At 47.0% G+C, this 17,948-nt stretch carries 15 protein-coding genes; 4 read left to right on the forward strand and 11 right to left on the reverse strand.

Annotated elements, in window-relative coordinates; translation table 11 throughout:
* The first annotated feature begins 18 nt into the window (after positions 1 to 18).
* On the forward strand, positions 19 to 828 hold the full coding sequence (locus MKY87_RS10055) for a histidinol-phosphatase (RefSeq protein ID WP_339789161.1): 810 nt from the start codon (positions 19 to 21) through the stop codon (positions 826 to 828).
* A 488-nt stretch (positions 829 to 1,316) separates the two neighbouring features.
* Here the strand turns inward: MKY87_RS10055 and MKY87_RS10060 are convergent, their stop codons facing one another.
* The 6 genes from MKY87_RS10060 to MKY87_RS10085 all read right to left on the reverse strand — a co-directional run bounded on the left by MKY87_RS10060 (position 1,317) and on the right by MKY87_RS10085 (position 7,859).
* The gene (locus MKY87_RS10060) at positions 1,317 to 1,949 is read right to left on the reverse strand and encodes a GNAT family N-acetyltransferase (RefSeq protein ID WP_339789158.1); all 633 of its coding nucleotides are present in this window, start codon (positions 1,947 to 1,949) and stop codon (positions 1,317 to 1,319) included.
* A gap of 168 nt (positions 1,950 to 2,117) precedes the next feature.
* The gene (locus tag MKY87_RS10065; protein ID WP_340964258.1) at positions 2,118 to 2,849 is read right to left on the reverse strand and encodes a metallophosphoesterase family protein; all 732 of its coding nucleotides are present in this window, start codon (positions 2,847 to 2,849) and stop codon (positions 2,118 to 2,120) included.
* Positions 2,850 to 3,075: 226 nt separating this feature from the next.
* Entirely contained in the window at positions 3,076 to 4,050 is a 975-nt protein-coding gene (locus MKY87_RS10070) for a metallophosphoesterase (protein ID WP_340964260.1), read from the reverse strand.
* 175 nt (positions 4,051 to 4,225) lie between these two features.
* Positions 4,226 to 4,990: a succinate dehydrogenase iron-sulfur subunit gene (sdhB, locus tag MKY87_RS10075; RefSeq protein WP_036605794.1), complete on the reverse strand. Its 765-nt coding sequence runs from the start codon at positions 4,988 to 4,990 to the stop codon at positions 4,226 to 4,228.
* Positions 4,991 to 5,404: 414 nt separating this feature from the next.
* The gene (gene sdhA / locus MKY87_RS10080; RefSeq protein ID WP_036673387.1) at positions 5,405 to 7,147 is read right to left on the reverse strand and encodes a succinate dehydrogenase flavoprotein subunit; all 1,743 of its coding nucleotides are present in this window, start codon (positions 7,145 to 7,147) and stop codon (positions 5,405 to 5,407) included.
* Positions 7,148 to 7,190: 43 nt separating this feature from the next.
* On the reverse strand, positions 7,191 to 7,859 hold the full coding sequence (locus tag MKY87_RS10085) for a succinate dehydrogenase cytochrome b558 subunit (protein ID WP_339789150.1): 669 nt from the start codon (positions 7,857 to 7,859) through the stop codon (positions 7,191 to 7,193).
* Between the two features lie 295 nt (positions 7,860 to 8,154).
* Between MKY87_RS10085 and MKY87_RS10090 the strand changes: the two genes are divergently transcribed.
* Positions 8,155 to 9,078 carry a LysR family transcriptional regulator gene (locus MKY87_RS10090; RefSeq protein ID WP_339789148.1) on the forward strand — a complete coding sequence of 308 codons (924 nt, stop codon included), beginning with the start codon at positions 8,155 to 8,157 and terminating at the stop codon, positions 9,076 to 9,078.
* Positions 9,079 to 9,138: 60 nt separating this feature from the next.
* Here MKY87_RS10090 and MKY87_RS10095 read toward each other — a convergent pair whose 3' ends face one another.
* Both MKY87_RS10095 and MKY87_RS10100 read right to left on the reverse strand, forming a co-directional pair.
* Positions 9,139 to 9,810, reverse strand: a complete 672-nt coding sequence (locus tag MKY87_RS10095; protein WP_017692455.1) for a potassium channel family protein — start codon at positions 9,808 to 9,810, stop codon at positions 9,139 to 9,141.
* A 54-nt stretch (positions 9,811 to 9,864) separates the two neighbouring features.
* Positions 9,865 to 11,184, reverse strand: a complete 1,320-nt coding sequence (locus tag MKY87_RS10100; protein ID WP_445669452.1) for a TrkH family potassium uptake protein — start codon at positions 11,182 to 11,184, stop codon at positions 9,865 to 9,867.
* Between the two features lie 446 nt (positions 11,185 to 11,630).
* On the opposite strand from MKY87_RS10100, the gene MKY87_RS10105 reads away from it, so the two are divergent.
* Positions 11,631 to 13,328 (forward strand): CPBP family intramembrane glutamic endopeptidase, encoded by a 1,698-nt coding sequence (locus tag MKY87_RS10105; protein WP_340964265.1) that lies wholly within the window; start codon positions 11,631 to 11,633, stop codon positions 13,326 to 13,328.
* Here the strand turns inward: MKY87_RS10105 and uvrC are convergent.
* Both uvrC and trxA read right to left on the reverse strand, forming a co-directional pair.
* Positions 13,297 to 15,384 (reverse strand): excinuclease ABC subunit UvrC, encoded by a 2,088-nt coding sequence (gene uvrC, locus MKY87_RS10110; RefSeq protein WP_340964267.1) that lies wholly within the window; start codon positions 15,382 to 15,384, stop codon positions 13,297 to 13,299. The genes MKY87_RS10105 and uvrC overlap by 32 nt on opposite strands.
* Before the next feature lie 445 nt (positions 15,385 to 15,829).
* Complete coding sequence (trxA, locus tag MKY87_RS10115) at positions 15,830 to 16,147, reverse strand: thioredoxin (RefSeq protein WP_017692451.1); 318 nt, start codon at positions 16,145 to 16,147, stop codon at positions 15,830 to 15,832.
* 264 nt (positions 16,148 to 16,411) lie between these two features.
* Between trxA and MKY87_RS10120 the strand changes: the two genes are divergently transcribed.
* A complete protein-coding gene (locus tag MKY87_RS10120; protein ID WP_338588459.1) occupies positions 16,412 to 16,567 on the forward strand; it encodes a YqzM family protein in 156 nt (51 codons plus the stop codon).
* Positions 16,568 to 16,747: 180 nt separating this feature from the next.
* On the opposite strand, the gene dnaI is transcribed toward MKY87_RS10120, so the two are convergent.
* The gene (gene dnaI, locus MKY87_RS10125) at positions 16,748 to 17,698 is read right to left on the reverse strand and encodes a primosomal protein DnaI (protein ID WP_340964269.1); all 951 of its coding nucleotides are present in this window, start codon (positions 17,696 to 17,698) and stop codon (positions 16,748 to 16,750) included.
* Positions 17,699 to 17,948 lie beyond the last annotated feature (250 nt).

Consider the following 17,948-nt stretch of genomic DNA (forward strand, 5'->3'; position numbering starts at 1 on the left):
AGAAAGGAAGGATTCCATATGAAATTTGATCTTCACACACATCATTTTCGTTGTGGTCACGCAGACGGCAACATCCGCGATTATATAGAGGCAGGTATTAAGGCAGGACTTCAGGCCATTGGTATCTCGGATCATACGCCATACTTTGGCAGTGAGCTTGAGCAGGCATTTCCCCGGATCGCAATGGGTAAGTCGGAATTACAGCATTATGTGGAAGAAGTCCTTGCTCTGAAAGAAGAATACGCTGGTAAAATCGATGTGCTGCTTGGCATTGAATCCGACTACTTCCCTACTCATGCGGAATTGTATCGTACCACGCTAGGACAGTATCCTTTTGACTATATTATTGGTTCAGTTCATCATACCGAGGATGTGAGTATCTTCAACAAAACCCGGTGGAATGGCCTAAGCAATGCTCGCAAAGTTGAAGTGAAAGAGAGCTATTATTCATTAATCCGCGAATCGGCTCGCAGCGGTATGTTCCAGATTCTTGGACACATTGATGCGATGAAAGGAAACTATCCACCTTTCTCCGAAATTATCGCTGATCAGGCCATTGATGAAACGTTGCAGGTTATTGCAGAATCCAACGTAGCGATCGAAATTAACACATCTGGCAAAACCAAACTCAGCGGTGGCTGGTATCCCTCGGATGCCATTCTGGAACGCGCCCATCATTATGGAGTGAAGGTGACATTTGGATCGGACGCTCATAAACCACAGCGGGTGGCAGACGAGCTGGATGACGTTCGTACACGTCTCAAGGAGATCGGATTCACCGACTGGGTATACTTCAAGCAGAAACAGATGCAGGTTGTACCACTGTAAAAAATATAGAACCACATAGAACCCCCCACAGCGCGCTTGTTCACGCTGTGGGGGTTTTGGGTTTAATTCTAAATAAAATAATATTATATAAAGTTAAACTACATATTTACACGATAACGTAGAGGACAGAAATAACTTGAAGAAGCGAAGCGGTCGCCTAAAAGCTTTCTGAAAGAAAGCTGCATCGGAAGAATACGCTATCCCTGGATTTTCCCTTTTCAAAAGGGAATCAAAAAATCTGGGGATAACAGCGATCAGAAGGTTATTCTGTCATCGGAGTGGCCAGTGTAAATACTCCACAGTTAACTTATATGGGCAAAAAAAATGAACCCGCTCGCGCGGGTCCCAACAGCATTATCTATTATCAAAAAGGGGGTCATGAGATAAGTTTACCCCCTGTCTGTTAGAGTTCAATTGCAGCTATATTTCATTTGTGTAACAAATGATTGAAGTTCGATTCATTCACGTTCGACTACTCTTACTCTATGTCATTGCGGCTTGTCAGATACCAGGGTTTGCAGGTTTTTTTCCTGAAGCGGGCGTACGTATTGTTCCCGGTACATGCTGTACACTTTGACATCCATCAGGGATTCTGATGCCTCGTCATCTTCATCATGCAGTCCGAACGAGGGAAGACTCCGCTCATAGGACATCCCTATTTTGCTTAACACCCGTTGTGAAGATACATTGGCCTCATAACAACGTGCTTCCACCCTCCACAAATGAAGATCGTCAAATCCAAACTGCAACAGCCGCTGTACCGCCTCGGTAGCCACCCCCATGCCCCAACAGGACCTGTTAAGGATATAACCAATCTGTGCGGTACCATTCTGATCATTCCAGTGCTGGAATGAGGTGATTCCAATCACCTGTTCCTTACCTCTCCAGCAGATCCCATAATGTAACGAATCCAGCTTGGCGCTGCTGCTCCGTATCTGGTTCAATAACCGTCTCGCCCTGGTTGGCGTGGGCTGGCTTCCCCTATTCACATATCTTATGACTTGAGGATCGGAAAAAAGTTCCGATAATGTGCTGTAATCACTTTGACGTAATGATCGCAGGACAAGACGCTCTGTCCACAAAGCCGGCAGACCTTGAACCAGCATTTTTCGGGTAAGCATGACAATCGCTCCTTTTGCCTAAACGGGCTCTAGTCCGGTAAGACAAGCATGCTCTGATGATGATCCGGCGTAATACCATTTGAACTGATCCACGAACTTTAGTATTCGCATTTTAGTATTAATATATTGCATCATTCAATTCCTCACGCTAAAAGTCCCAGATGCTGACTACTCCTGCAGCCCGCGATAGATACCCGTACGAATCTCACGAATATAGAAATCCAATGCAGGAACATTCGTCGACTGTGCAACCTGTACTTCTCGCTCAATATCATAAGGTACCCGCACAAATTGAACATTGAACGGGGCATTGTTATCGTTGCTGTCTTCACCCTCCAGAATACAGTAAGAAGCCTGGGGAAGATCGAGTGGATTACCAACACTGCCTGCATTAAACAGTAACTTGCCGTTCATATACTGCAAGTATGCGTTATGCACATCCCCATAACCTACAACATCTGCAACACTTTGCTCAGGCTCATCAGCGGGAGGATCAAACATTGCCAACCTTTTTTCTATTGCATCCCACGGCTGTACACGATGGTACACACTTTGAGGTGAAGCATGGACCAGACGGATGGTGCGACCGCTCAGTTGAAATTGATGACTGAAGGGTAGGCCCGCCAAGTACGCCAATCGTTCTTCACCCAGCCGTTCTGCTTGCCACGTAAAGTTCTCGTTGTCCTGGTTAACCGCAACCAGTTCATCCCAATTGCCACGGATGACAAGTTCGCACGTTGCTCTCACCTGATCCACAACTTGTACCGGTTCTGGTCCCTTGCCCACGAGGTCACCAAGACAAAAGATTCGCTCCACGCCCCGACTTCGGATATCTTCCAACACTGCTTCCCAGGCAGTCATGTTGCCATGAATGTCGGATACAATCGCAATTCGTTCCATCTGGATAACCTCCATTCATGTTGAATCGTTCACTGTTGTACGTTTACACTTGCCACTCCGATGACAGAATAACCTTCCGATCGCTGTTATCCCCAGATTTTTTGATTCCCTTCTTCAAAGGGAAAATCCGGAGATAAAGGCGAACGCTTCGCTTCTTCACGTTATTTCTGTCCTCTCCGTTCTCGTGTAAAAAGTTTAGTTGAACTAATATGATCTCATATTCCTTTTATGTGGTTAATCCTTTAAGCTCAAACACCGTTAATTCTGGTCTGCACAGAAAACGAATGGGCAGTTGAGTCATGCCAAAACCACGATTCACATACACAGGCATTTGTGTCTGGGTGGTGTAATATACCCCCTGGACATCCGTGTAATACAATCCTTGAACATACTTGTGTGAACCTCGCGGAGTTGTCAGTGCCCCGATCCAGGGAAAACGTACCTGTCCACCATGGCTATGACCGGAAAGTTGTAATCCGAAACCATAGGGAGTGGCAATATCGGCATAATCCGGTTCATGCATAAGTAACAACTTCCACACATCATGATCCAATCCCTTGATGGCTTGGGCAGGATCAGGCCTGCCTGTAAGTGCGTCATCCAGACCAGCTATGGCCAGACGTTCGCCCCCTTGTTCAATCACCACATGTTCGTTCTGTAACAAAGTGAATCCGGCTTCACGGAACATGGTTGTCACTTGATTCTGCTGTCCGCCCCGATAATCATGATTCCCCAAAACAGCAAATTTGCCATACTTCGCTTGCATGGAGGCGAGTACCGGAATACATTCACGCATCGGCTCTGCTTCCCTCTCGACGATGTCTCCGGTAAAACAAATCAAGTCCGGTTGCTGCTCCTCAATCGTTGCTGCCAACTTCTTCAGCTCTTTCACCCCGGTATGAAAACCAAGATGGGCATCGCTGAACTGAACTACACGCAAACCGTCAAATGCCTTTGGAAACTTCGGAAGTTTCAGCTCCACTTGCTTGATCTCCAGACGACGCGGTTCCCATAACCAGGCATAACCTCCTGTAAGCAAACTGGCACCCGCCGTCATCAAAACCATGCGCAATAAGAAACTTCGGCGAGAGGGATCATGATCCTTTTCTTCCCCAGGAAACACAGACTCTTCTGCACCTGGTGATTTGTGCGAGCGCTGGGACGGCGAGTTGTTGCTACCCTGACGCGGTGTCTCTGCCATATCTCCCCCTCCTTCTACGCTCTTAATCCATCCCCTTAGTATATCATATTCTGCATGGGTAGCCCGGTTCCTCTGCTTCATTACAAAAAGAAGCCGGGATCTCCGGCATATTGCTGCACGGGATCACGACTTCTTCTAAGTTGCAGATTACACTTCTGCACATGTTATGACGAGATTATACACCCAACCAGCGTTTGAACATATGCTTGGTCGTTTGTTTGTTCATTTCAGCAATGGAGGTTGTCAGTGGAATGCCTTTTGGACAGGATTGCACGCAGTTCTGTGAGTTACCACAGCCCTCAATGCCTCCGTCTTCCATCAACGCTTCCAGACGATCGTCAGCGTTCATCTCACCTGTTGGGTGAGCGTTGAACAGGCGCACTTGGGACAGTGCTGCTGGACCGATAAAGTCTGTTTTCTCATTGACGTTCGGACATGCTTCCAGACATACACCACATGTCATGCATTTGGACAGCTCATATGCCCACTGACGCTTCTTCTCAGGCATCCGTGGACCTGGACCGAGGTCATAGGTACCATCGATCGGAATCCATGCTTTTACGCGTTTCAGGGCGCTAAACATCCGGCTACGGTCGATGACAAGGTCACGAACCACCGGGAATGTCTTCATCGGTTCGATACGAACAGGCTGTTCCAGCTTGTCGATCAGGGCTGCACACGCTTGACGAGGCTTGCCGTTGATAACCATGGAGCAGGCACCGCAGACTTCTTCGAGACAGTTGGAATCCCAGCACACGGGAGCAATGGATTTGCCATCTGTATTAACCGGGTTACGCTGAATCTCCATCAGGGCGCTGATCACGTTCATGTTGGGACGGTACGGAAGCTCAAATTCTTCGTTGTACGAAGATGACTCCGGGCTATCCTGACGGGTGATGATAAACTTGACGGTTTTGTTGGCTGTAGCTTGTTCCGCCATATCGTTGTCCCCTCCTTTGAGTGACGATGATTGGTGTTGCTGATGCGCAAAATGGTTTGGTGCACGGGAGACGCTTCGTCAGCGGAATGCCCCTCTGATCGCTGTTATCCCCGGATTTTTTGATCAACCCTTTCCAGGGTTAAAATCCGGTGATAAAGGCGAACGCTTCGCTTCTTCTGGGCATTTCCGCTTCCTCCGCTACGTCGTGCACTGGGTCACTTTGCTGGAAACTGCTCTCCAATTCATTGTGGATGGCAGTATTACAGTTCTGAAGCATTGCTAGGCGCTTTGCTTCTTATGGGCCTTTCCTTCACTTTGATGGCAGTAACTTTGAAGAAGCTTTGCTTCTTCAAAGTTCTCCTGCCTCTCCGTTCAGGTGTTTAACGATTCATTACCTGAATAGTATGGTACTTCTTAATCCTTGGAGTAATCCCGGATACGTGGTGGGATCAGGGATACGTCTACTGGCTCGTACGAGATTTTCGGGCCTTCTTTCGACCAGCTCGCGATAGTCGTTTTCAGGAACTCTTCGTCATTACGTTCCGTGAATTCCGGTTTGTAATGCGCGCCGCGGCTTTCGTTACGCAGCAGTGCGCCCAGTGTCATTGCTTCTGCCAATTCAATCATGTTCCACAGTTGGCGAGTGAAAGCTGCGCTAGGGTTGTTCCAACCGGAGCTGTCGTACATGTTGATTTTGCCATAACGCTCTTTCAATTCCTTGATCTTGCCAATCGTGGCTTCAAGCTTGTCGTTGTAACGTACAACCGTCATGTTGGCTGTCATCCACTCTCCAAGCTCTTTATGAATAACATAGGCATTTTCCGTGCCCTGCATTTTCAAGATGCCTTCGTATTTATCGCTTTGTTGTTTGGTGTGTTTCTCAAATACGGAAGATGGGATATCAGCGGATGATTTTTTAAGTCCTTTGATATATTCAGCCGCTTTTGGTCCAGCCACCATACCACCATAGATCGCAGATACCAATGAGTTTGCACCCAGACGGTTTGCACCATGGTATTGATATTCACATTCACCAGCTGCGAACAGCCCCGGAATGTTAGTCATTTGGTTGTAATCTACCCACATACCGCCCATGGAATAATGGACTGCCGGGAAGATTTTCATTGGGATTTTACGCGGGTCATCGCCCATGAACTTCTCATAGATTTCAATGATTCCGCCGAGTTTAACATCCAGTTCCTTCGGATCTTTGTGCGACAGGTCGAGATAAACCATGTTCTCGCCGTTCACACCCAGACCCATATCTACGCAGACGCTGAAGATTTCACGAGTCGCGATATCACGTGGAACCAGGTTACCGTAGGATGGATATTTTTCTTCAAGGAAGTACCAAGGTTTGCCGTCTTTGTACGTCCAGATCCGTCCACCTTCACCACGAGCGGATTCAGACATGAGACGCAGCTTGTCATCCCCTGGAATGGCTGTCGGGTGAATCTGAATGAACTCCCCGTTGGCGTAATTTACACCTTGCTGATACACCGCACTTGCCGCTGTACCTGTGTTAATTACAGAGTTGGTCGTTTTACCGAAGATAATACCCGGACCACCACTCGCCAGAATAACCGCTTCTGCCGGGAAGGTCTGTACCTTCATCGTTTTCAGATCCTGAGCCACGATCCCGCGACATACGCCCTCATCATCCAAAACCGCCTGCAGGAACTCCCAGTTCTCATATTTCGTAACCAGGCCCGCTGCTTCCCAGCGACGTACCTGCTCGTCTAATGCATAGAGCAATTGTTGTCCTGTTGTCGCTCCGGCAAACGCCGTACGGTGATGCTTCGTTCCCCCGAAACGACGGAAATCAAGCAAACCTTCCGGTGTCCGGTTGAACATGACGCCCATACGGTCCATCAGGTGAATGATGCCAGGTGCTGCTTCGCACATCGCTTTAACAGGAGGTTGGTTCGCGAGGAAGTCACCGCCGTATACCGTATCGTCAAAGTGTACCCATGGGGAGTCACCCTCACCCTTGGTATTCACCGCTCCGTTGATGCCGCCTTGTGCACATACAGAGTGGGATCGTTTAACAGGAACCAGTGAAAATAAATGAACATGGACTCCGGCTTCAGCCGATTTGATCGCCGCCATCAATCCCGCGAGACCGCCGCCCACAATAATTACATTCGTTGATGCCATTGCTGTTCACTCCCTTATAAGTCAGCATTTATACGCTAAATGCTTAAACTAGAACTGTTTTTACTACATCAACCATCGAAGTTACTGCTTGGAAATCCATGCTCCGGAAAGCGAACAACGAAGCAATAAACATAATGGAAATAATACCAAACAAACTCATGCACACATAAGAGGACACACGCTGCGCACGCGGACCCACGGTAATCCCCCAGCTAACAAGAAACGACCACAGACCGTTGGCAAAGTGATAGGATGCCGCAACCACACTGATCAGATATAGAATAAATGTTACCGGGTTCATCACGATCTCATGAATGACACCACCAAGTTCTTCGTGGGTGACTGTACCCAACGCAACCTGTACCCGAGTCTCCCATACATGCCAGATTACGAATACAAACGTAATGACACCACTGACCCGCTGCAACGTGTAACGCCAGTTGCGCTCATTGCCATAACGACCCACGTTAGGCTTGGCCTGATAAGCAATATACAGACCATATACACCGTGATAGAACAACGGTAACCAGATGAGGAGCGTTTCCAAAACAATAACCAGTGGCAGACTGTTCAAGAATGCAACAGCACCGTCAAAAGCCTCTTTGCCGCCTTCAACTGCCGAGAAGTTCGTCACCAAATGCTCAACAAAAAACAAACTGAGCGGAATGACGCCAAGCAAGGAGTGCAGCTTTCTGGAGTAAAACCCTTTCATAAAATGTCGATCCCCTTTCGCTAAATACAACGTTTTCATAAATAATTTCACTTATCATGACACGAATCCTTTTCCATGAAAAGGTTCGACAAATTGTTCCGTTTTCCCCAGGTGTGAACAACTTGTGTCACGAACCATGTTACTCCTTTTTTTCTTATAAGGGAATTGCAATATAATTATTAAATGTTATACCCTATAGGTATAAGCAGTGAAACATTGGGTTTACAGGCTATACAACATGGAAAACGATTAAGCAAGGGCAAGAATCACATTCATGGAAAAGAGGTTATTGTTCATGTTTGAGGAGTTAGATGCATTTGCGGCGGTCGTGGAGCAGTCCAGCTTGAACCGCGCATCGAAGTTACTGAACTTGTCCCAACCTGCACTCTCACGCAAAATTGCCAAGTTAGAAGACGAACTTGGGGTAGCCCTCTTTCATCGTCGTGGTAAACGTCTGGAATTAACCAGTGTGGGCCAGTTCGCCTATACCTTCGCGATCGAACAGAAGCAGCAGCAACAGAAATTCCTCACCATGCTTGCCCAGTATAAAGATGAAGAACAGAGCACCATTACACTTGGAGCCAGTCTGACGACACTTCAAACCACGTTACCACCGCTCGTGAATGCCTTTATGGAGAAACATCCAAATGCAGAATTGAAACTGTTGACGGGAAAAACACATGAGATTGTCTCGTTTGTGCGTGACAAAAAAGCAGATGTGGGCATTGTCGCCTCCTCCATCAGCGAAGTAGGGCTGAACTGTGTGCCTCTCTTTGACGATCACCTGGAACTGGTTGTGCCGCTCACACACCCTTTGTCTGGCAAGGAAGCCGGAATGGAACATTTGCAGGATCTGCCGATGATCACGTTCTCCAAAGGCACCTGGTACCGCAAATTAACTGACGACCTCTTCCAGCGCTGTGCCGTGATGCCGGATATTCGCATGGAGATTGATTCCTTTGAAGCGATTATCCGACTACTGCCTTCTGCCAAAGCTGCTGCTCTATTGCCCAAGTCATATCTTCGTCCACAATTACTCGCGGACAATGATCTTGTTTCTGTTCATTTGCCTCAATTACAGCAGACCCGCAGAACAACCTGTATGATCTATGGGGAAAAGGAAGACCTCAGCGAGACCTCCAGACAATGGGTCAAGGAGACGGCTGCACTCTTTACAGCAAAGGCGCCATTGCCCTCAAGGAGGACTACGACGCCTTAGCTTTGATCTGAATCAGCCAGGCTCTAACCCCTGGCTTCCTTATTTAACTCATCCTAATTATCAGCTCTCCTGGCTGATAACCTCTTCTTCAAATCGGTCGATATCTGCATTATTACCAATAATGACCATGATATCCCCCATCTGAAGCGAATCCAGTGCTGTCGGAGCGATAATGACCCCAGCTTCTTTCTGTAACGCCACAATGCTGCAACCAAAACGTACACGTGCATTCAGGGTTGAAAGTGTTTTGTTGTGTAGACAGGCGGGAACCTTCATCTCGACAATACTGTAATCATTGGATAATTCAATGTAATCCAGCAAGTTCGGGGTAACCAGCTGGTGGGCAACGCGAATGCCCATATCCCGCTCAGGATAAACGACACGATCGATCCCCAGTTTATCCAATGCTCGTCCGTGAAGGACGGATATGGCCTTGGCCACGACCGTCTTGACGCCCAGCTCTTTTAACAGAATCGCGGTGAGAATGCTCGTCTGGATATCATCCCCGATGGCAACGATGCAGCAGTCAAAATTACGAATACCCAGGGAGCGCAGCACTTCCTCATCTGTGGCATCGGCTACAACGGCATGGGTGACCAATTCACTAATGTCTTCGACGACTTCTTCATTTTTATCAATCCCGAGCACCTCGTAGCCGAGTTCCATTAATTCCTGTGCCAGACTGGAGCCAAACCGCCCAAGCCCAATCACCGCAAACTGCTGTGTTTTCATTGTTCTTCACGAACCCCTTATCCAAATCAATTTCAAAACTCACTAAAAATAGATTTATCCAATAATCATTTTGCCTTCCGGATACCTGTATAACTCTTTACCCTTTTTCTGCCCAAGTGCATACGCTAATGTGATCGGTCCAAGCCTTCCTGCAAACATCGTAAAACAGATCAGGAGTTTGCCCAATGTAGTCAACTTCAGCGTTAGTCCGAGCGATAATCCAACGGTACCAAAGGCCGATGTCGTTTCAAATAAGATCATCATAAAACTGGCGTCTTCTGTGGTACTCAGTGCCATGGTTACAGCTATGATGAACAAGAGTGCCAGCAATGTAATGGTAAGCGCCTTGAAGATCCGTTCCTGTACGAGCCGGTAGCGGAAAAACACGATATCTTCACGTCCACGCATCATCGCGATGACCGCGCCAGCCATAATCATAAATGTCGTTGTTTTGATCCCGCCTCCGGTAGAACCCGGCGAAGCACCAATAAACATCAGAATGATCATAAAGAACTGTGTTGCCTGCCTGAGTCCGGCAATATCTACCGTATTGGCTCCTGCTGTTCGCGGCGTAACGGACTGAAAGAATGAACCGAGAATTTTGCCACCCCAGTTCAGGCCACCCAGTGTCCGCAGATTGCTAAATTCAAATACGAAAATGACAAGTGCACCAAACACAATCAACAATCCAGTCATTAACAGTACAACTTTGGAGTGTAGAGACAGCTTCCGCGTTTTGCGGTAATCCACCAGGTCTGACAACACCACAAAACCGATACCGCCAGAGACAATCAGGAACATCGCTGTAAAATTAACCAACGGGTCATACACATAACCGGTCAGACTGCGGAAATCCCCAAACATATCAAATCCGGCATTGTTGAACATGGAGATGGCGTGCCAATATCCATAATAGATCGCCTGTCCGACTGGCATGTCGAACGAAAAGCGAATGGCAAACAACGTGCCACATATCCCTTCGATAATGAGTGAGTAGATCACAACTTTACGAATCAGCCGGACGATGCCCTCCATCGTGCTTTGGTTCATCGCTTCCTGTAGAATCAACCTTTCCCTGAGCGAGATCCGCCGTTTGAACGCAATGGCAACCAACGTGGACATCGTCATGAAGCCCAGTCCGCCAATCTGAATCAAAATCGCGATCACAACCTGACCCAGCACCGAGAAATGAGTCCCTGTATCGACCACAACCAAACCAGTGACACAAACAGCCGAAGTTGCTGTAAAGAGCGCATCAATAAATGCAAGACTGTCACCGTTACGGCTGGATGCCGGAAGCATTAACAGCAGTGTGCCAACCAATATGATGCCAGCAAACCCTAACACAAGAATACGGGGTGGCGATAATCGCATCCATTGAACATTCAGTTTCACTTGAGTATCTTCCACCTCTTCTAAAATGAAAATAACTCCACACCCCGTGGAGCCTTCTTCATTTGAAATGCTGTTGCCAAACGTTAAACATGTATGATTCAGATTAAAACGACATATATAATGAAGTTGGAATATATTCTATTCGTTCCCTTGTTGGGCGAAAGACATGCGAATCGTTGCACATTTGTTTCAAAATTATAAGCGCTGCGACGTTTGTAGACAAAACGATTTTTGTGTAAATCGGATCGAATTCAGCCAAAAAGGGAAGAACTCAGATATGGCGACGGATGGATCAGATTCTTTCGGTGCTTTTCATTCATTTTCAAGGATTTACACCTGTTTTCGTTACATCATTGGCATTCGGTGCTTGGCCTGTGCTATGTTAACTTTAATATCCATATTAGATTAAGGAGGAACACCATTACATGAATCCCTTAGGGCAGCCTTTGCAACTCAAGGCTAACTTCAAGCGGCTGGGGTTGCTTGCGGCGATTGGCCTGATTCTATTTTTTGTATTTCAGATCTTTCCTGCTACCTCATCGCAAACAACAGAAATTTCGTCCACGTCCTTCATAACCAAGGAGCAAGCGACGCAATCCGCACGATCATTCGCAGCTTCTGTGGATGACTATACACTACCAAATGATGGCGGAAAACCCCTGGTAACCTACCAGACACATTCGGATATCTACGGGTATATGGCCAAAACCAAACAACTTGATACCTATAACCAGAAATGGGAAACAAGCTATCCTTACGATGTATTCCGCGTTCGCTTGCCTGATCAGGACAAAGGCGGATATCTAAATGTTGACGTACATATGAAAACAGGAAAAGTGGTCGGCTTCAAACGGGAACTTCCTTCATCCCTCTATACCGCCATTGAGGCGGAGCAAAGCACCGGGAAAGCAACCACATCGCAAGTGCTTGCCGAAGGCAATATGTCACTGGAAGAGAAAGAACGGCTCGCGGCTGGTGTTCTGACTGAATTCGGTTACGAAGTGCCAACACTTCAACTGGATACTCGTGATGGTGAAGCGGGACTGAAGTATACAGATTCTGCAAAAGCCATCGGAAACTCCAAGCTTGAACTGAACTTTACGTTTGAAGAGGGTGCGGTACGATCGTTCGATCCTGGCTTCTCGGTCCCTGAATCCCATACCGATTATGTGAAAGATCAAACGCGCCAAGCCAACTGGATGACCTATGGCGGCTATGCATTCCTGACCTTTGTTCTAGGTGTGCTGGCAATCATCTATAGCATTCTGACCCGAGCACACACGTCTTTCAAACGCGGGATCATTCTATCGCTGGTGTATTTCGCAGCTTCGGTAATTGGTACGCTGAACATGATTCCACTCTTTCAGGCACAAGGGCTCTCCAGCTTCATGTTAGCGTTCCTGATGTTAATGCAGGCGGGTATTACGCTGGTTATGAGTGCAACCATCTATCTGTCCCTCGTTGCCGGTGACGGCATGTGGCGCAAAATAGGTCTGAACCCATGGCCTCGTGCCAAAGAACCAGGATACGGAAAATATGTACTTCACAGCATGTACGCTGGTTACTTGTGGGCATTCATTCTACTGGGCGTGCAATCCATCCTGTTCTTCATTCTGGAGCGAAGCATCGGAACATGGTCAACGACGTCAGCAGATCAATCTACATTTAATATGACCTATGCCTGGCTCTTCCCAATCATGGCCTGGATGGCCGGTATTGGTGAAGAAACTGTTTATCGACTGTTTGGCATTCGCATGATGCAAAAGATTGTGCGTAACACGTTTATTGCGTGTCTGATTCCAACCATCATTTGGGCACTTGGACACACATTGTATCCGATCTATCCAGTAATCACCCGGCCCATTGAGCTGATGGTGATTGGATTACTGTTCAGTCTTATCATGCTGCGTCACGGCTTCATTGCCGTTGTATTCGCACATGTGATCTTCGACAGCTTGTTGATGGGACTCAGCTTGGTCTTTATGGGCGATGCCCTGAATATGGCTGCCGGAATCTTCTGGATTGTTCTCCCGGCCATCGTTGGATATGTGGTCTACAAATTTAATCCAAAACAAAAAGAGAAGCCGTATGTTACGACTCCTCATCACGAAGTGCTGCAATAATCTGATTTGCCAGCTTGTCACCAATAGATAGAGGCCGGAAGTCTTCGACTCTGGCCTCTTTTATTTTGCGCAAAGAGCCAAAATGTTTCAACAGCAGCTTACGCCGCTTCTCTCCAATCCCTGGAATGGCATCCAGACGAGACGTCACCATCGATTTGCCACGCTGTTCCCGGTGGAACGAGATCGCAAAACGGTGGACCTCTTCCTGTATCCGCTGCAACAGGTAAAATTCCTGACTATCCCGAGGCAGGGAGATGACTTCGGGTGGATTACCGATCATCAACTGTGAAGTCTTATGCTTTGCATCCTTCACCAGCCCGCATACCGGAATAAACAGCCCCAGCTCATTTTCCAAAATATCGACCGCAGCCGAGATCTGTCCTTTACCACCATCGACCACGATCAGGTCAGGCTGGGTCAGGTTTTCTTTTAATACTCGCTCGTAACGGCGACGGATGACTTCTCTCATCGTTTCATAATCATCCGGTCCTTCAACCGAACGGACCTTGTATTTCCGATATTCCTTCTTATCCGGTTTACCATCCGTAAATACAATCATGGCAGATACCGGGTTCGTACCCTGGATGTTCGAGTTATCAAACGCTTCAATACGGTGAAGCTGATCCAGTCCAATAAAACGTCCCAGTCCTTCAGCAGCTTTGGATGTCCGTTCTTCATTTCGCTCAATCAGGCGGAACTTCTCTTCCAGTGCTACACGTGCATTATCCACAGCCATGGTGATCATCTGGCGTTTCAATCCACGTTGCGGAATGAGCACTTTAATTTCCAACCACTCCTGTAACGCGGCAGCAACCTGAGTTGGGTCTTCCAGACCTGCCGGGAGCTTCTCAGTTGATGCAGTTGTATCCGTTTCGGAAGCATCCTCTTGCATACTAACGGGTTGTTCACCTTCTACCTCAGCGGAACTTCCGTAAGCTGCACGAGTCTCAGCAACCAGTGGCTGGGCGGCGTTACTTTGCTCCACTTGTCCCGTCTGCTCGAACTCTACCGTAACTGCGGCAGGCAGCGATCCATCAGCATCAGAACTCGTATCCAAACTGTCGTTATCTGTTGCAAGATCCTTGGGCATTTCCGGCAACAAAATCTCTTGTGGCAATGCCGGATTATCACTGTAGTACTGTGTTACGTAAGACATGAAATCACTGTACGCCTCACCGTAAAACGGGAAAGTAGATACGTGACGTTCAATCATTTTACCCTGACGCATATATAGAATCTGGACACACATCCAGCCTTTATCAATGGCAAAACCAAATACATCACGGTCTCTGGCATCAGCCATCGTAATTTTCTGTTTTTCCATCATCGCATCGATGGCGATCACCTGGTCGCGCAGTTCCTTAGCACGTTCAAAATAAAGATCCTCCGCAGCCTCTTGCATCTTACGCTGCAAATCCTTCTTGATCTCTTCGTGACCACCGCTCAGAAATGAACCAATCTCTTGGGAAATCTGGTCGTACTGTTCCTTCTCCACTTCCTTCACACAAGGGGCAAGACACTGTCCCATGTGATAGTACAAGCACACTTCTTTGGGCATCACACCACATTTGCGCAGTGGATACATGCGATCGAGCAATTTTTTCGTTTGGTGTGCCGCATACGAGTTCGGATAAGGTCCGAAATATTTGGCTTTATCTTTCAGCACACGCCGGGTTACTTCCAACCGGGGGTGCTTTTCATTGGTAATTTTAAGATATGGGAATGTCTTGTCATCCTTGAGCAACACGTTGTACCGCGGCATATGTTTCTTGATCAGGTTACACTCCAGAATGAGTGCTTCCATGTTACTGCCCGTCACGATATATTCGAAATCACGGATTTCGGACACCAGACGCTGCGTCTTTCCGTTATGACTGCCAATAAAATAAGAGCGTACGCGGTTCTTCAGCACTTTGGCTTTACCTACATAGATAATGGTGCCTTCACTGTTCTTCATCAGGTAACATCCAGACATATCTGGCAGCAAAGCGAGCTTGTGGCGAATCTGCTCCAATGCCTTCTCCTGATCTTGCAAATCATTTATGAATTGATCCATAATTCGGTGAATCCTCCTTCCCGAAAAAGCTGAAATCCTCACCTTACATGAAATACTCCGATGACAGAATGACCTTTCAATCGCCGTAATTCACACGAACACTACGATAACAGAACAACCTTCCAATCGCTGTTATCCCCAGATTTTTTTGATTCCCCTTTAAAGGGGAAAATCCGGTGATAAAGGCGAACGCTTTGCTTTTTCAGGTTTTTTCTGTTCTCTCCGCTATTGTGTGAGTAATTAGTCCAAAACATATTAAAGTCGAAACTCGGATAAAAATTGCAACGGCTATGCTTCTATAGTTCATTTCTGTCTTCTTCGTTAAACATGTAAATTTCCAGTTTCATTTTATAAAAAATATATACTTTATATTGTCCTATATAAAGGTATTCGACGCAAAACGCCCCCGGCATGTAAACCGGAGGCGTATGTGTAAGCCTGTGAATTATTGGTGTTTTGCGATAATTCCTTTGAGCGCATCTTTCGAGTTCAGACCAACCACTTTATCTACCGGTTGACCGTCTTTGAAGAAGATCAAAGTTGGAATGCTCATTACGCCGAAGCGGGAAGCAGATTCCGGATTTTCATCCACGTTAACTTTAGCAATTTTCACTGCATCGCCAACTTCTGTGGACAGCTCTTCCAGGATTGGAGCGAGCATTTTACAAGGACCACACCAAGGCGCCCAGAAATCAACAAGAACCGTTCCTTCGCCTTCTACTTCAGCGTTGAAGGATTGATCGGATACGTTAACAATAGCCATGAAATTGTCCTCCTTATATATACTTACGGTTTTATTTTAACCTGTAACGTCGTGAACGACACTTCCAGTATAACACAGGTACGTCAAACTTGTGAATTGAACGCTGCAATGTTCATCTTCCCAACATCAAATCTTCACAATTACAGGATGTGGCCTGCGAACTTCAAAATCTTTACAAACGCTTTCTTTTCCAAGTATACTAAAATTACTCCGGGTTTCAGCCCCCATACGGGCAAGCTGTATTCCCCATAAGGAGGCAATAACATGGATGCAAATGTGCGGATCAGCGACCCGCGTGAACATGTAAACGAGGAACCCCGGAACGATTTTTTTGATCTCGTCCTGGGTGCTGTCGGCATGGGCGGTCTGATGACAGTGATCTTTTTCGGTATGGTTATCTTCAAATTCATCACCGAATAGGACACTCACAGGTCTCACGCAGGACCAGAAAAGCCCGGTTTTCGCGACAATGCGAAAGCCAGGCTTTTTTTGGGACTACTTTAGCTTTTGATTGCAATCAGCTCAGCTTTTAAATCGTAAGCTCCACCGATAATTTGAAGATTAACCTTGTCCAGAACCATTTCGTTCAATTAGATCGGTTTAACGTTTGCCGCGCTGATTCTCACCCCGAACGGAGATCACATCTACGAATGGACGAATCCGGTCCATGAGACGCTGGCCTTTATTCGATTCCTCGCCGTCCCGATTGGTGAAGCTCAGATGTTTTTCAAGCCCATCCAGATTGTAATTGGACGTATAGAACGTTGGTTTGCGATTCATCCGATAGTTCAGAATGGACCCCATCACATGATCTCGAACCCAAGGGTTCAGATTTTCTGCCCCGATATCATCAAAGATGAGCAGATCACAACTTTTCAAAATATCCGTCATTTCCTTCAGCTTCTGCCCTTCACTGATCATGGATTTCAGATCCTCCACAAAGTCAGGCATATAAATAATGACACCCGTGTGGCCTGCAACCGCCAGTTCATGCAGCAGATAACACATCAGGAACGTCTTGCCTGTGCCGAATGTTCCTTCCAGAAACAGTCCTTGCGGAGATAATCCGTTCTCCTTAGTCTCCCTAATATAACGAAGCACCTGATTCACTGCCGGAGCACGCATCCGATCCTTGCCCATGATCTCCACGTCGTTGTATCCGGCACTGAGCGCACGCTCATCCACATAGAAACTGCGAATGCGTTGCTTAATGATATGTTCATTTTGCCGGGCGATATGTTTGGAACAAGGCGCTTTTATATCTATGATTTCGGGTTTACCGTTAAAATTTTCTACTTCCAGTTTGCAAAAGTGGCCCTGAAAATCGTTAGGACAGTTGTCGAGTCCCGGACAATTCGCACAGTTCTTAGAGTCTTTGGCGTACTGAAACAGCTTGCTCAGATCGGTCATGAGCTGTGCATCTTGCAGTTCAGGATGACCTGCGCGGAATTCGCGTACGTACGGATTTTCCATCAATTCCGCCGCAATCCGCCGCGATTGCTCACGAAAGGCAGGGTTCAGCTGCTGAAGCAGTCCTCCCAAGGATTCCATGGCTTCAAGCCCCCTTAATGTTTCAATATAGAATGAACAATTGAAGTGTACCCATGGCCATCTTGTTGGCATAGGCACTTTCGATCATTAGCAATTCTACTGTTCATTCTATAGAAAAACAACCAATAACTCAACAGATACATCTGGTAAATAGCGTAACCCTTCCACCACCGAGTGTAATGCCTAGTTTATAGTACAGTTGCAGTACTGTACCTTTTAGTGCGTGTTCAAAACTCTGTTTTCCGACTTA

It is taken from the genome of Paenibacillus sp. FSL R7-0198 (assembly GCF_038000415.1).
Lineage (GTDB): Bacteria > Bacillota > Bacilli > Paenibacillales > Paenibacillaceae > Paenibacillus.

Excerpts from the sequence above, each read along its gene's own strand:
- MKY87_RS10070 (WP_340964260.1), bottom strand. The coding sequence starts at position 4,050 with ATGGCAGAGACACCGCGTCAGGGTAGCAACAACTCGCCGTCCCAGCGC.
- sdhA (WP_036673387.1), bottom strand. The coding sequence starts at position 7,147 with ATGGCATCAACGAATGTAATTATTGTGGGCGGCGGTCTCGCGGGATTG.
- MKY87_RS10100 (WP_445669452.1), bottom strand. The coding sequence starts at position 11,184 with ATGCGATTATCGCCACCCCGTATTCTTGTGTTAGGGTTTGCTGGCATC.
- MKY87_RS10065 (WP_340964258.1), bottom strand. The coding sequence starts at position 2,849 with ATGGAACGAATTGCGATTGTATCCGACATTCATGGCAACATGACTGCC.
- uvrC (WP_340964267.1), bottom strand. The coding sequence starts at position 15,384 with ATGGATCAATTCATAAATGATTTGCAAGATCAGGAGAAGGCATTGGAG.
- MKY87_RS10085 (WP_339789150.1), bottom strand. The coding sequence starts at position 7,859 with ATGAAAGGGTTTTACTCCAGAAAGCTGCACTCCTTGCTTGGCGTCATT.
- MKY87_RS10055 (WP_339789161.1), top strand. The coding sequence starts at position 19 with ATGAAATTTGATCTTCACACACATCATTTTCGTTGTGGTCACGCAGAC.
- MKY87_RS10120 (WP_338588459.1), top strand. The coding sequence starts at position 16,412 with ATGGATGCAAATGTGCGGATCAGCGACCCGCGTGAACATGTAAACGAG.
- MKY87_RS10060 (WP_339789158.1), bottom strand. The coding sequence starts at position 1,949 with ATGCTTACCCGAAAAATGCTGGTTCAAGGTCTGCCGGCTTTGTGGACA.
- MKY87_RS10090 (WP_339789148.1), top strand. The coding sequence starts at position 8,155 with ATGTTTGAGGAGTTAGATGCATTTGCGGCGGTCGTGGAGCAGTCCAGC.
- dnaI (WP_340964269.1), bottom strand. The coding sequence starts at position 17,698 with ATGGAATCCTTGGGAGGACTGCTTCAGCAGCTGAACCCTGCCTTTCGT.
- trxA (WP_017692451.1), bottom strand. The coding sequence starts at position 16,147 with ATGGCTATTGTTAACGTATCCGATCAATCCTTCAACGCTGAAGTAGAA.
- sdhB (WP_036605794.1), bottom strand. The coding sequence starts at position 4,990 with ATGGCGGAACAAGCTACAGCCAACAAAACCGTCAAGTTTATCATCACC.
- MKY87_RS10105 (WP_340964265.1), top strand. The coding sequence starts at position 11,631 with ATGAATCCCTTAGGGCAGCCTTTGCAACTCAAGGCTAACTTCAAGCGG.
- MKY87_RS10095 (WP_017692455.1), bottom strand. The coding sequence starts at position 9,810 with ATGAAAACACAGCAGTTTGCGGTGATTGGGCTTGGGCGGTTTGGCTCC.